This window comes from Azonexus sp., assembly GCF_047638095.1.
Classification (GTDB): domain Bacteria; phylum Pseudomonadota; class Gammaproteobacteria; order Burkholderiales; family Rhodocyclaceae; genus Azonexus.
Genome location: NZ_JBLJBW010000005.1, coordinates 71,974 through 83,235 on the forward strand (window position 1 = coordinate 71,974; position 11,262 = coordinate 83,235).

Annotated in this window: 17 protein-coding genes and 1 tRNA gene; 8 read left to right on the forward strand and 10 right to left on the reverse strand. The window is 57.9% G+C overall.

Going from position 1 to position 11,262, the window contains the following annotated elements:
* Nucleotides 1-145 precede the first annotated feature (145 nt).
* From ACM62Q_RS02370 to ACM62Q_RS02395, 6 genes are read right to left on the reverse strand one after another with little or no spacing between them, the layout of a single operon-like run.
* Nucleotides 146-604 carry a hypothetical protein gene (locus ACM62Q_RS02370; RefSeq protein WP_415033377.1) on the reverse strand — a complete coding sequence of 153 codons (459 nt, stop codon included), beginning with the start codon at nucleotides 602-604 and terminating at the stop codon, nucleotides 146-148.
* On the reverse strand, nucleotides 601-1,020 hold the full coding sequence (locus ACM62Q_RS02375; protein ID WP_415033378.1) for a hypothetical protein: 420 nt from the start codon (nucleotides 1,018-1,020) through the stop codon (nucleotides 601-603). Before ACM62Q_RS02375 ends, ACM62Q_RS02370 begins: the two co-directional genes overlap by 4 nt.
* The gene (locus ACM62Q_RS02380) at nucleotides 995-1,276 is read right to left on the reverse strand and encodes a hypothetical protein (protein ID WP_415033379.1); all 282 of its coding nucleotides are present in this window, start codon (nucleotides 1,274-1,276) and stop codon (nucleotides 995-997) included. Before ACM62Q_RS02380 ends, ACM62Q_RS02375 begins: the two co-directional genes overlap by 26 nt.
* A complete protein-coding gene (locus ACM62Q_RS02385; RefSeq protein ID WP_205203104.1) occupies nucleotides 1,273-1,587 on the reverse strand; it encodes a hypothetical protein in 315 nt (104 codons plus the stop codon). Before ACM62Q_RS02385 ends, ACM62Q_RS02380 begins: the two co-directional genes overlap by 4 nt.
* A complete protein-coding gene (locus tag ACM62Q_RS02390; protein WP_415033380.1) occupies nucleotides 1,584-1,880 on the reverse strand; it encodes a hypothetical protein in 297 nt (98 codons plus the stop codon). Before ACM62Q_RS02390 ends, ACM62Q_RS02385 begins: the two co-directional genes overlap by 4 nt.
* A 1-nt stretch (nucleotide 1,881) precedes the next feature.
* Entirely contained in the window at nucleotides 1,882-2,181 is a 300-nt protein-coding gene (locus ACM62Q_RS02395) for a hypothetical protein (RefSeq protein ID WP_415033381.1), read from the reverse strand.
* Between the two features lie 346 nt (nucleotides 2,182-2,527).
* Here ACM62Q_RS02395 and ACM62Q_RS02400 point away from each other — a divergent pair, with 346 nt between their 5' ends.
* The 7 genes from ACM62Q_RS02400 to lolA all read left to right on the forward strand — a co-directional run bounded on the left by ACM62Q_RS02400 (nucleotide 2,528) and on the right by lolA (nucleotide 6,917).
* On the forward strand, nucleotides 2,528-2,770 hold the full coding sequence (locus ACM62Q_RS02400; protein ID WP_415033382.1) for a hypothetical protein: 243 nt from the start codon (nucleotides 2,528-2,530) through the stop codon (nucleotides 2,768-2,770).
* The gene (locus ACM62Q_RS02405; protein ID WP_415033383.1) at nucleotides 2,746-3,360 is read left to right on the forward strand and encodes a DUF4124 domain-containing protein; all 615 of its coding nucleotides are present in this window, start codon (nucleotides 2,746-2,748) and stop codon (nucleotides 3,358-3,360) included. Before ACM62Q_RS02400 ends, ACM62Q_RS02405 begins: the two co-directional genes overlap by 25 nt.
* Nucleotides 3,361-4,031: 671 nt before the next feature.
* Nucleotides 4,032-4,946, forward strand: coding sequence for a hypothetical protein (locus tag ACM62Q_RS02410; protein ID WP_415033384.1), 915 nt, complete (start codon nucleotides 4,032-4,034; stop codon nucleotides 4,944-4,946).
* 89 nt (nucleotides 4,947-5,035) lie between these two features.
* Nucleotides 5,036-5,111: transfer RNA gene (locus ACM62Q_RS02415), tRNA-Thr, on the forward strand.
* Nucleotides 5,112-5,564: 453 nt separating this feature from the next.
* Nucleotides 5,565-5,903: an addiction module toxin RelE gene (locus ACM62Q_RS02420; protein WP_415033385.1), complete on the forward strand. Its 339-nt coding sequence runs from the start codon at nucleotides 5,565-5,567 to the stop codon at nucleotides 5,901-5,903.
* Entirely contained in the window at nucleotides 5,900-6,214 is a 315-nt protein-coding gene (locus ACM62Q_RS02425; RefSeq protein ID WP_205203285.1) for a helix-turn-helix domain-containing protein, read from the forward strand. Before ACM62Q_RS02420 ends, ACM62Q_RS02425 begins: the two co-directional genes overlap by 4 nt.
* 82 nt (nucleotides 6,215-6,296) lie before the next feature.
* Entirely contained in the window at nucleotides 6,297-6,917 is a 621-nt protein-coding gene (gene lolA / locus ACM62Q_RS02430; protein WP_415033386.1) for an outer membrane lipoprotein chaperone LolA, read from the forward strand.
* Nucleotides 6,918-6,944: 27 nt separating this feature from the next.
* Here the strand turns inward: lolA and ACM62Q_RS02435 are convergent, their stop codons facing one another.
* Nucleotides 6,945-7,568, reverse strand: coding sequence for an arylesterase (locus ACM62Q_RS02435; RefSeq protein WP_415033387.1), 624 nt, complete (start codon nucleotides 7,566-7,568; stop codon nucleotides 6,945-6,947).
* Between ACM62Q_RS02435 and ACM62Q_RS02440 the strand changes: the two genes are divergently transcribed.
* Nucleotides 7,567-8,241 (forward strand): ABC transporter ATP-binding protein, encoded by a 675-nt coding sequence (locus tag ACM62Q_RS02440; protein WP_415033388.1) that lies wholly within the window; start codon nucleotides 7,567-7,569, stop codon nucleotides 8,239-8,241. The two genes, ACM62Q_RS02435 and ACM62Q_RS02440, sit on opposite strands and share 2 nt — an antisense overlap.
* On the opposite strand, the gene hpnE is transcribed toward ACM62Q_RS02440, so the two are convergent.
* The 3 genes from hpnE to hpnC are packed head-to-tail and all read right to left on the reverse strand — an operon-like array spanning nucleotide 8,217 to nucleotide 11,146.
* Nucleotides 8,217-9,491, reverse strand: coding sequence for a hydroxysqualene dehydroxylase HpnE (gene hpnE, locus ACM62Q_RS02445; RefSeq protein WP_415033389.1), 1,275 nt, complete (start codon nucleotides 9,489-9,491; stop codon nucleotides 8,217-8,219). The two genes, ACM62Q_RS02440 and hpnE, sit on opposite strands and share 25 nt — an antisense overlap.
* Nucleotides 9,492-9,498: 7 nt before the next feature.
* A complete protein-coding gene (gene hpnD / locus ACM62Q_RS02450; RefSeq protein ID WP_415033390.1) occupies nucleotides 9,499-10,332 on the reverse strand; it encodes a presqualene diphosphate synthase HpnD in 834 nt (277 codons plus the stop codon).
* Between the two features lie 4 nt (nucleotides 10,333-10,336).
* Nucleotides 10,337-11,146 carry a squalene synthase HpnC gene (gene hpnC / locus ACM62Q_RS02455; RefSeq protein ID WP_415033391.1) on the reverse strand — a complete coding sequence of 270 codons (810 nt, stop codon included), beginning with the start codon at nucleotides 11,144-11,146 and terminating at the stop codon, nucleotides 10,337-10,339.
* Between the last annotated feature and the right edge of the window lie 116 nt (nucleotides 11,147-11,262).

Sequence of the window (11,262 nt, forward strand, 5' to 3'; positions counted from 1 at the left end):
GCCCCTTCGAGATTCGAAATCCCGATGGGGTGTCCAACTTCTGGACTCCCTCAATGGAAAACCCCGCCACGGGGGCGGGGTGATTGGGGCGTATTGGATTGCTACCCAGCCGCGATCTGGAAATGGTCAAGCTGGGAATCGGCGCTCACAGCTCACCCCCTTCGCTCTCGGTGAATTGCGGTTCCAGCGCACGAACGGCAAGCTGCAACTCGCACAGCGCCACGGTTGCATCGTCGTCGTCCTGGCTGGCAGCGATGATCCGGCCGGCGGATACCCGGCTGCAGGTCGAGATAGCGGCATTCACTGCGCGCTGCTCTTCGGAAGTGATCCGTTCGGCCAGGGTTGCAATACGCTCCAGCACCGGGCCAATGACCCCGGCGAAGCCTTCCAGCCTGGCCGTGCATTCCTCGATGCGATGCTGTTGGGCCAGTTCGATGATCGGGTGCAAGCTGAGCATCAGGATTGCGCTGGCGTCACCCTGCAGGCCTGCTTCGGTGGTGGGGTTGATCACGGCCTTGAGCAGCGCTTGTGCTTCCTGCTCGCCGTGCTGGCGTGCGGTGGTGACGTCGACCAGTTGAATGCGGCGGGTGATGTTGTCGATCATTGTGCTTCCTCCACTTTTTCAATGAAGAGGCCGATGTCGTTCTGCATGATGCCTGCCAGGGAGGCTATATGAACGGCCAGGAGGTGGATGGTGTTGCCGTAGAGCCCTTCAGGCACCGACGATGCTTTGGTGAGAACGGCAATTGCATTGCAGATGGCGAAGATCGCATCGCATTTGCTGTCCAGGTCGATTCTCGCCAATTCGATGTCAGACTTGGTGATGGCCTTTTCGGCTGGTGTGTCGTGTGCTTCGGTGTTCATGGTGACGTCTTCCTCGATAGGAATGGCGGGGGCTCTTGCCGGCCCGCCGAAGGTTCCAATGCTGCGGCCAGGGAACGGACGCTGCCGGCGGATCATTTCCAGCCGGCGGCGCAATTCCGCGCGCAGTGATTCAAGCTGGATCAAGGCTTGGAGCATCGCTGCTGTTTTCCTGCCCAAGAAGATCCAGAAGCTGGCGAATCTCCTTGATAGCCATTGCGCATGACCACATAAAATTGTCTTGCAAGTCGTCGTTGATGTTCCGGAATGCCTCACCCGGCTCGCCATAGGTCATGGCAAGCATGGCCTCAAGCTGGGCCATGCGGCAGTTGATCTGGTCCCTGATAGCCATGCGCTTTCCCTTGATTTCATACAGCCCAGGGACGGCGGTAAAGACTGAAGTTTGCTTGCTCATGGCTGCACACCTCCATGGTTCAGTTTTTCTTTCAGGATGATGCTTTCGGCGGCGCACTCAAGCTCCAGCAGCACGGCCACTGATCCCACCAGTTCCGCCAAGGCATCAGAGGCCAGCATCCGCTGCATTTCATCAACATCACCATCCTGGCCCAGGGCGTTCATGAGATAGGCCGCGCCCCTGGCCATGACGGTGCAACCCATGTCCAACATTCCAGCGCACCGTTTCACCGTTTCTTCGTCGTGCTTGATTGCGCAATTCAGCAGTTCCGTGAGGATGGCCGGGAGAATGAAGAAATCATGCGCGCTCATACCTTCCCCCGCTTGGAAACAATCCCCTGCTCAACTAGGCGCTCAAGCATGGTTTCGTACCGGCTCCCGGTGTAGTTGGCAAAATCAAACGCGAGATATGCTCCAACTTCGGCCAGGCGTTTGATGCGGAGGCATTCAATGTTGCCGCTTGCTTCATTGACAATGGTGTGAAAAATCTCCATCAGTTGCCCCAGAGCATCTTCAGCGCTATTGATCGGTTCAATAACGTCCTCCGGATGGTCACCAAACAGCTTTTCGCAGGCATCTTTCATCTGATCTGTGGTGAGGTCCATGTCACAGCCCCTTCACACGAACATCGAAGAAAGAGGAAGCCTTGTTGCACTGGGCCACCTGTTCCGGGCTCAAAAAGGTTTTGGCCTTTGTTCCGTCGAAGCTGTTGCGGGTTAGCCAGTTGATGGTTACCCGGGCCGTCTTGGTTTCGTGAGTGCCTTCGCCAAGCACTTCGATAGCCTCGACCTTGAGCATTTCCATCTCGGTTTTGATCCGGGCCAGCTCTTGAGCCAGGGACAGGTAACGGTTAATGATGCTGGTGCGCTTTTGGGTGCTGATCTGTACAATTTGAGCAGTTGCCATGATTCGACCTCATTCAGTTGATTGGTGATTAGAGGCCCGGCGGTGTTGGTAGCACCGGCCGGGCTTCGCTTTTCTGGGACTCGGGCGCTAGCTGGGCTGTCGGCCTTTGGCGTCATACCATGCGCGTTTCCCTATCCCTCCCAGGCACTTGCGGCAGCCTGATCGCCGTCAAAGCCTGCTGTTGCCTGCGGGCTTTGAGTTTGTCCGAGTTGTGAAAGAGCGTTTTGTGATACGTTGTGTGTAATATAGTACGTATCATGATACGTGTCAATGGGTATTTAACGTTTTATAATACGTACTAAAAAATGCTCATGGCGCGGTGTTGTGGGTACGGCGGAGATTCAAAATGGAACAATCAACCAGTCGGACGCAGCGCGCTCTTGTGCTGGTTCGCAAAGGAAAAACCCCCTACGCGGCAGCAAAAGAAGTGGGATTAACACCTGCCGCGTTGTACGCAGCCATCAAGCGGGAAGAGGCAAAAGGGAGCATGGCAGCCTGCCCCTGCTGCGGCACCTTGGTACCAGCAGAGAAGATCAACCGAAACGCACTGAAAGAAAGGCAGCCATGCGCTCAATCATCCTTGCCCTGATCGTCGCCCCCTCGCTGGCATTTGCCGGTGCAACGAAGTGCCGGGATGCTGCTGGCAAGGTATTCATCACCGACGGCCTGTGTCCGGGAAGCTCTCGTGTCGAACGGGTGCAACATCGTGAGTACATTCCACAAGAAAGGTTAATCTCAGCCCAGCGCCTGCGTGAGAAAAATCGGGCAAAGGTTGATGCCATTGAAGCCGAGCGGGACTTTGAGATAGCGGAGGGGCGCTTGCGTGCTGCTGAAGCAAATCGGCGCAATGAAGAGATAAGGATGGCCCGTGAAGGGCGGGAACAGGAGCAAAGAAAAATGGATGAATGCACCCGCCTTGCCAAAATGGGGCGGAAAGCGCGTCACGAAGCAATGGCAAAAGGATGCGAGTGGGGATTTGAAGCTGAACGAACCGCGCAACACAACCGGGCCGCACGTGAGCAAGCACAGAATCAGCCGCCTGCGCTGATTACCAACTGCGACTCCTCCGGGTGTTGGGATACACGGGGTGTCAGGTATAACAACGCAGGGGGCGGGAGTACATACCGGCAAGACGGGCGCTTCTGCCAGCAGGTTGGCGGCATGTTGCACTGCAACTGACCGTGATAAACCGTGACAAACAAGGGTAGGCATGAGTAGCGCAGCAGGGGCTGCAAGAGGCCATTGCCCATGCCAAGGGTGACGGGCGCGGCCAGGTGGTGCGGGCAGGCTTCGAGATCGACCGGGATGTACTGAAATCATCCGATGGGTCGTGATCGACCAACGGGGGAGGAATCAATGGGATCGAACGAGACAGCAACAAAGCCGAAGCGGTGGCTGAACGGGGGGCGAAGGATGGGGATTGTCCTGTATGTCATCTACTGTGTATCACCTGGTTTTTCTCTTTGGGATGAGGTCAGTGGCCAGCGGGGGCGCTTATTTTCGATGAAGTTCCACAGCAGGCCGCGCAGCCGTCGGCGCAGAAGCAATTGAAACCCTGGGAGAAGTACGCGGCAAAGGCACAAGGACAAGCGAACCCATTTGACCAGTTCGATACCCATGATGCTTCGTCCGGCGGCGCGCCGGCAGCGCAACCGTCGGCACAGGAACGAAAGCCGATACCTTGGGAGAAGAATTACGGTCCGCCCCCCCACCGTGCGCAAATTTTCGTTTCACAAGTTGTTTGTCACATTTCTCGGCGCCCCGCTACTGGTATGGCTTTTTGTCGAAGTTTTCGTTTTGGCAATTCGCTGGATCAGGGCAGGATTTCGGACTGAGTCAGAAAGCTAACCATGACAGCCTTGAAACAGCCTGTTTCAGTCGAGACAAAAGACTGCGTTCTGAGTCTCCGGCGGCGCTACTCGATTCGTGAGGTTGCCAACCAGACCGGCCTGCCAGTGGGTACTGTTAAAACCATCTGCAGCAGGTCCGGCGCGTTTCGGGACAACGAGCGATTGCGGGCGATGTGTTCGCTGCCGCCGATCCGTGTCAGCGCCGAAACCCTGCCGGCGGCGCCGACGCTGCCGCAGCAGCAGAAGGTGACCGGCGACGGCGAGATTGATGCCGTGTTGTGGTTGAGGGAGTGCATTTCCACTGGCCAGGCGGTGATGATTGATTTGGCGATGCAGCAGGTCAAGAAGATCAAGACGCCCTTGGGCGAGCTGGAAGAGCGCTACAGGAAATTGGTCGTCCGAGCGAATCCAGGGAACCTGTTTGCTGCCATGAATACCTTCGGTTTTGCTGACCTTGAAATGCTGGCCGAGAAGTCAAAGAAGAAAGCCGCGTTGAGGCATGAAGCCTATTCCCGTTTCGGTGACCGGGTGTTCGAACCGACTGCCGCGGAGCAATACTGCATCGATACCCTGAATGGTGTTGGGCTTGACCGATATGGATTCATTGACGACGAGGCTGCCGCAGAGCGTTTCCGAGCTGATCCTGACATGCTGCCGAATACCTTGGCCGACTGCCTTCACGAGATGCGTTACTGGGATGAACTGCGTAGCCTGCGCTATGCATTTGGTACCACTGACGGCGACCCCCCTCAAGAGGTAAGCGCCCGGGAATCGTTCCTCTTCTCCTGCATGGCGACGATCAGGCCGCGCTCGAAGGATGAATCCCTGCAGGTGTTGCGCTGGATGATCGAGGACAAGCAGAACCGGTTCGATCGAACCCATACCGATGCCATCCTGTTGAATCTGATCGGGTGAAACAGGGTGTTTCAAAGGGTGCCATTTCAAATGCGAATCTTCCGGCCGATCACAGGCAGTGTTTTCAATTCGTGGCAGAATTGACCGATGCCGGGTTAGCTCAGTTGGTAGAGCAGCGCCCTTGTAACGCGCAGGTCATCCGTTCGATTCGGATACCCGGCACCACCTGAAGTGTCGTACCGGGAAGCTGGGCGACATGACCGTGAAGCGGTCAATGACAAGCGACTGCATCTGTCGCGTCCGGTATTTGCGGGCTACCTGCGCACCAATCCACGGACGCTGGAGAACTGGGAGCAAGGCAGGGCCAAACCGAATGCCCAGGCTTCCCTGCTGATTCGTCTGGTCGAGAGATTCCCTGATACTGTTGATCGACTGGCAGCGGTTTGAGGTCTAGCACTGCACAAACGAGTAGCCCAGTGAGTAGCTTGTCTGATGGCAAAAACTCAAGACCATTGCGGCACAACCAGTGGCGGACGTTTGCTGTACTACCAGTAAGCTTAAATTGATGCTCGCCAGTGCTTGGCACTGCGAGCCACAAAACCTCAAAAAAGCCCGGGTTTCCGGGCTTTTTTATTGGCTTGTCTTGCAAACTATCCGCAACTTACGTATATTTAAGCAATGAAAGCTCTGTTCGTTGAACTGCCGGCATTTGCCAAATATCGTGCCGATTACTTGGACGATGAGGGGTTTCGCGGGTTGCAGCAGTCGATGCTGAAGAACCCGGAGGCCGGCGATGTGATCGAAGGTACGGGCGGCCTGCGCAAGTTGCGCCATGGTGATCAGCGGCGTGGCAAAGGCAAACGCGGCGGATTGCGGGTGATCTATTACTGGTGGGATGGAGGTCGGCAATTCTGGCTCTTCACCCTGTACGACAAGGGCGAAATGGAGGACTTGAGTGCCGACGAGAAGAAGGTGCTCAAGGGAATGTTGAAAACAGAACTGGAGGCGAGACGATGAAAAAGCGGAACCTGTTTGCGGAGATTGCCGAGGGCTTTGATGCCTTGGCGGACGAGCGCGCCGGCAAGCAGACGCTGCGCACGCACAAAGTCGAGGCTCGGCCGTCGCCGGAGGTTACGGCCGAGGAACTGGTGATGTTGCGTGAGCGTCTGCATCTGTCGCGTCCAGTATTTGCGGGCTACCTGCGCACCAATCCACGGACGCTGGAGAATTGGGAGCAAGGCAGGGCCAAACCGAATGCCCAGGCTTCCCTGCTGATTCGTCTGGTCGAGAAATTCCCTGATACTGTTGATCGACTGGCAGCGGTTTGAGGTCTGGCACTGCACAAACGAGTATCCTTGAGGCGTTTTTTCCTGTTCCGAGAATTATTCAAGTCGTTTACTGGTGATCATCATGCGTAAGTTTGCTCGATTTATTTCTGTTCTGGCCTTTGCTGCTTCGCCGCTCCTTGCCATAGCGGGTGCGGTGGAGGATTTGCAGGCGTTTTTGCGCGACACTCAGAGTTTTCAAGCAGAGTTTCGTCAGACCATCAGCAACCGTCAGGGCGTGCAGGCGCAGGAGGCTTTTGGTTTGTTGTCGATCGTGCGCCCGGGGAAATTGCGTTGGGAAGTGAGCAAACCCCATCCGCAGCTGGTCGTGGGAAATAACGAAAAAATCTGGATATACGATCCCGATTTGGAGCAGGTGACCTTGCGCCGTGACGATCTTACTTCCGGGAGCTCTCCGGCGGCATTGCTGGCCGGGCGTGTTGCCCTGGAAAAAAACTTCAGTTTGCGCGCCGACGGCGAGAGCGAAGGTTTGCAGTGGGTGGAAGCTACGCCGAAAGCGAGCGAGAGTAATTTTGAGAAAATCCGTATCGGTCTTTCGGGCAAAACATTGCGCGCCATGGCGCTGCATGACAATTTCGGCCAGGTGACGCGCATTCATTTCAGCAAGAGCGAGCCCAATCCAAAATTGCCCGCCAGCCTCTTCACCTTTACGCCGCCACCGGGTGCGGATGTGATTGGTGAGTAGCGCGCTGAATCATAGGCTGGCGACGGATTAGCGTAGCAAAGGGCGCAGTGCTGGCCACAGGTGTTCGAGCAGCAGTGTTTGCGCGGCAGCGCCGGGGTGCAGGCGATCGGCCTGGAAAAGTTCGGGCCGGGTATTGAGTGGCTCGAGCAAAAAAGGCAGATAGGCGGTTTTTTCTGCTTTGGCCAGATGAGAAAAACGGGTAAAAAAATCATCTGCATAGGGGCCGTAATTGGGCGGCAGGCGCATGCCGACGAGCAGAATACGCGCGCCGCTGGCGCGTCCGGCGCGGATCATGGTGCGCAAATTTTCTTCCATCTGTGCCAGGGGCAGGCCGCGCAAACCGTCGTTAGCCCCCAAGGCGAGGATGAGAATTTGCGGTTTTTCTTTTTGCAGCGCTGCGGCCAGGCGCGCCCGGCCGCCGGCCGTGGTTTCGCCAGAAATGGCATGATTGGCGACCGTATAATGCAAGGCTTCTTTTTGCAGCCGTTTCTGCAAGAGGGCCGGCCAGGCGGCTTGGGGGTCGATGCCGTAACCGGCCGAGAGCGAGTCGCCCATGACCAGAATCCTTGCGTCACCGCTGCCGCTGGCCTGGGCCAGGCTGGGGGCGCATAGCGCGACACACAGAGAAAAAATACATAGGAGTAATCGCATGTCAGAAGAAATTGTGCTGGAAGTCAGGGGTTTGACGAAAGAAGTGGATAACGCCGGCCTTACGCTCAAGATTTTGCAGCAGATTTCTTTTTCCGTCATGTCGGGAGAAACCGTGGCCATCATGGGGGCTTCTGGTTCGGGCAAATCGACCCTGCTTGGTTTGCTGGCCGGGCTCGATGTGGCGAGCTCCGGTGAAGTGTTGCTGGCCGGGCAGGCTTTGTCTGCTTTGGATGAAGATGCCCGGGCTGTTTTGCGGGCGCAGGGTTTGGGTTTTGTTTTTCAATCTTTTCAGTTGCTGCCGGCCTTGACGGCGCTGGAAAATGTCATGTTGCCGCTGGAGCTTGCCGGTCGCAGCGATGCTGCAGCCCTGGCGCAAAGCTGGTTGCAACGGGTGGGGCTGGGCGAGCGATTGCAGCACTATCCGAAACATCTTTCCGGCGGCGAGCAACAGCGGGTGGCATTGGCACGGGCTTTTGCGCCGCGCCCGAAATTGGTGCTGGCCGATGAGCCGACGGGAAATCTCGATGCCGCGACAGGGGCACAGGTGATCGATTTGATGTTTGAGTTGAATGCGCGCGAAGGCACCACCCTCATTCTGGTCACCCACGATGCGGCGCTTGCTGCACGCTGCCAGCGCGTTTTGCGGCTTCAGGCCGGTTGTTTGCTGGCGTGATCCGTGCTGGCGCTGGCAGTGCAAGCCGCCCGGGCGGCGCGTAAGCCGCTGCGTACCGCCGCTTCGAGCGTGGCGGGATAGTCTGCCCAGGTGTAGTCGCCGGCAAGAAAAACACGCGGATGCGCCGTGCGGTAATGCGGGCGGGAGTTGGGATCAGACAAGCCGGGGCGAGCGCTGAAGGTGGCGCGTTTTTCCCGGATCACCTGTTGCCAGCGTGGACTGCCCAGGCCAAGTGCGGCGCTCATGCGCGCGGCAAGCGCCGCATCGGAAAGCGTTTCCCAGTCGCCGTGGCCGCTGACAGCACAGCCGATCATGCCTTGGCCGCGATCCACCGCCCAGGCCGCCGTGCCTGCGCCGAGATGGCGTAGCGGAAAATCGAGCGCGAGGTTTGCGCCGTAATCGAGGTACACCGTAGCAATCGGTTCATAGTCGAAGGTGCCGGGTGATCCAGGCAGCAAGGCGGCCAGATGTTGCGGGGCGACGGCGACGATGACGGCAGAAAAATGCCCCCCATCGACCTGCGTACCCTGCACATGCCGCACGCGATGCCCGAGCCGAATTTCGGCACCGTGCTTTTTGAGCCAGAGCAGGGCGGGGTCGGGCAAAAGTGCGCCAAACGGTGCGCGTGGCAAAAGCAGATCGGTGGACGCGCGCTGCGGGCTCCCCAGGCTGTCGCGCAAAACATGGGCGAAAAGCTGTGCGCAGGCCTGTTTTGGCGGCGTGTTCAGCGCAGCCAGGCAGAGCGGTTCCCACAAATGTTGGCGTAAGGCACCGGTTTGTCCGGCGCTATCTAGCCAATCGGCCACGCTTTGCTTTGTGTGCAGGCGAAATTTCTGGTTTTTGATGCCTTGCATCCAGAGTGCCGTGCGGATTTTTTCCTGCCAGGTGACGCCGTGCGCGCCAAGCAAGCCGGCCGCGAGATGCAAGGGGGCCGGCAGTCGGGGGAGGTGCAGGCGAAACACGTCGCCTTCGAGGATGCGCAAAGGGTGGCGCTGAAATAGTTTTTGCGGATCGGCACCGACTCTTTGCATCAGGGCGAGCGTGTCGCGATAAGCCCCGAGCAGAATGTGCTGGCCATTGTCGAGGCTGCGCCCGGCGATTGTCGTGGTGCGGGCGCGCCCGCCGGCGACGCGTCCGGCTTCGAATAGAGTTACCGCAAACCCGCGCGTTACGCATTCCACGGCGGCCACCAGTCCGGCCCAGCCGGCACCAATCACGGCAATGCGTGCGGCGGCAGCGCGATCGTTCAAGACGGTTTCAGCCTTTGATCCAGGTTTTTGCCGCCAGCCAGAGTTTACGAGTCGGTGGCAGGGAAATGCGTTGGTGCAACACCTGGAAGTTTTCGCCGCGAATTTCTTCCAGCAAGGTGCGGTAAATCGCTGCCATGATCAATCCTGGGCGTTGATTTTTACGGTCCACGGCGGGCAACTGGGCGAGCGCACGCTGGTAATATTCCAGCGCCCGTTCGTATTGAAACTGCATCAAGGCAGTGAAATTCTCGCTATAACGCCCATTGAGAATATCGGCGGCGGGAACATTAAACCTTTTCAGCTCGTCGATGGGCAGGTAAATTCGCCCGCGCCGGGCGTCTTCGCCGACATCGCGGATGATGTTGGTGAGTTGGAAAGCCATGCCCAGATCGTGCGCATAGCCTTCGGTCTGGGCATCTTGATAGCCAAAAATTTCGGCAGCCAAGAGGCCAACCACGCTGGCCGCGCGATAACAATAAAGCGACAGGCCGGTGAAATCGAGATAGCGCGTTTGCTGCAAATCCATTTCCATGCCGTCGATGATCTCGTTCAAGCGTTCGCCGGGCAGCCGAATCTCCGGGCTGACCGCCTGCAAAGCCAGGCCAACGGGATGGCTCGCCTGTTTGTGCGCCACCCGCTCCACTTCCATGCGCCACCAGGCGAGCTTGGTCGAGGCAAGCGCCGGGTCGCTGCATTCATCCACCACGTCGTCGACTTCGCGGCAGAAGGCGTAGAGCGCCATGATCGCCTGCCGGCGTGCCGGAGGCAGGAACAAAAAGCTGTAATAAAAGGAGGAGCCGCTCGCCGCGCACTTCTCCTGGCAGTATTGGTCGGGAGTCATGGGCTCACATTCTAAAGGAACGCCACAAGAGCACCAGCCAGTCTGTGCCGGCAAGTTGTGGGCGATGCCGGAAAACATCGCCACCGACGCGCTCGATGCGTTCCAGAATGCGTAAGCCCCCCTGTACGGTAAGGCGAATTTCCCAGCCCAGGCGACCGTGCAGATGGTGCACCAGCGGCGCGCCGGACAGCATCAGCTGACGCGCCCGCTCGATTTGGAACGTCAGCAAGCGCCCCAGCGCCGGGCTCATGTGGCCGTTGGCAATGTCGTTTTCGGTCACACCAAAGCGTGCCAGATCCTCTTGCGGCAGATAAACCCGGTTTTTTTTCCAGTCGACGGCAATGTCTTGCCAGAAATTGATCAGCTGCAAGGCGCTGCAAATGGCATCGGATTCGATCAGCCGGGCTTCTTCCGTGCGCCCGAACAGGTGCAGCACCAGCCGCCCGACTGGGTTCGCTGAGCGGCGGCAGTAATCGAGCAATTCGGCATAGTTTGCGTAGCGCGTTTGCACGACATCTTGCGCGAAGGCATCGAGTAAATCGTGCAATAGTTGCAGCGGCAGTTGGTGGCGGGTAAGGACCTCGGCCAAATCGCTGAACAGGGGGGTGTCAGGCGTTTCGCCCGCGGCAATGCGCGCCAGTTCATGACGATAGGCATTCAGCGCGGCCAAGCGTTCTTGCGGCGAAGCCGTACCTTCATCGGCCAGATCATCGGCGCTGCGCGCAAAACGGTAAATCACCGCGATCGGCTGGCGTAGATGCGCAGGCAACAGCAGCGAAGCCACCGGAAAATTTTCGTAATGATCAATACTCATCGGTTTTTGTCCCACCCAATGCTAAAATCCGCCCCGCCTGCCCAGGTGGCGAAATTGGTAGACGCACCAGATTTAGGTTCTGGCGTAGCAATACGTGGGGGTTCGAGTCCCTTCCT

Excerpts from the sequence above, each read along its gene's own strand:
- ACM62Q_RS02370 (WP_415033377.1), bottom strand. The coding sequence starts at position 604 with ATGATCGACAACATCACCCGCCGCATTCAACTGGTCGACGTCACCACC.
- ACM62Q_RS02375 (WP_415033378.1), bottom strand. The coding sequence starts at position 1,020 with ATGCTCCAAGCCTTGATCCAGCTTGAATCACTGCGCGCGGAATTGCGC.
- ACM62Q_RS02380 (WP_415033379.1), bottom strand. The coding sequence starts at position 1,276 with ATGAGCAAGCAAACTTCAGTCTTTACCGCCGTCCCTGGGCTGTATGAA.
- ACM62Q_RS02385 (WP_205203104.1), bottom strand. The coding sequence starts at position 1,587 with ATGAGCGCGCATGATTTCTTCATTCTCCCGGCCATCCTCACGGAACTG.
- ACM62Q_RS02390 (WP_415033380.1), bottom strand. The coding sequence starts at position 1,880 with ATGGACCTCACCACAGATCAGATGAAAGATGCCTGCGAAAAGCTGTTT.
- ACM62Q_RS02395 (WP_415033381.1), bottom strand. The coding sequence starts at position 2,181 with ATGGCAACTGCTCAAATTGTACAGATCAGCACCCAAAAGCGCACCAGC.
- ACM62Q_RS02400 (WP_415033382.1), top strand. The coding sequence starts at position 2,528 with ATGGAACAATCAACCAGTCGGACGCAGCGCGCTCTTGTGCTGGTTCGC.
- ACM62Q_RS02405 (WP_415033383.1), top strand. The coding sequence starts at position 2,746 with ATGCGCTCAATCATCCTTGCCCTGATCGTCGCCCCCTCGCTGGCATTT.
- ACM62Q_RS02410 (WP_415033384.1), top strand. The coding sequence starts at position 4,032 with ATGACAGCCTTGAAACAGCCTGTTTCAGTCGAGACAAAAGACTGCGTT.
- ACM62Q_RS02420 (WP_415033385.1), top strand. The coding sequence starts at position 5,565 with ATGAAAGCTCTGTTCGTTGAACTGCCGGCATTTGCCAAATATCGTGCC.
- ACM62Q_RS02425 (WP_205203285.1), top strand. The coding sequence starts at position 5,900 with ATGAAAAAGCGGAACCTGTTTGCGGAGATTGCCGAGGGCTTTGATGCC.
- lolA (WP_415033386.1), top strand. The coding sequence starts at position 6,297 with ATGCGTAAGTTTGCTCGATTTATTTCTGTTCTGGCCTTTGCTGCTTCG.
- ACM62Q_RS02440 (WP_415033388.1), top strand. The coding sequence starts at position 7,567 with ATGTCAGAAGAAATTGTGCTGGAAGTCAGGGGTTTGACGAAAGAAGTG.
- ACM62Q_RS02435 (WP_415033387.1), bottom strand. The coding sequence starts at position 7,568 with ATGCGATTACTCCTATGTATTTTTTCTCTGTGTGTCGCGCTATGCGCC.
- hpnD (WP_415033390.1), bottom strand. The coding sequence starts at position 10,332 with ATGACTCCCGACCAATACTGCCAGGAGAAGTGCGCGGCGAGCGGCTCC.
- hpnC (WP_415033391.1), bottom strand. The coding sequence starts at position 11,146 with ATGAGTATTGATCATTACGAAAATTTTCCGGTGGCTTCGCTGCTGTTG.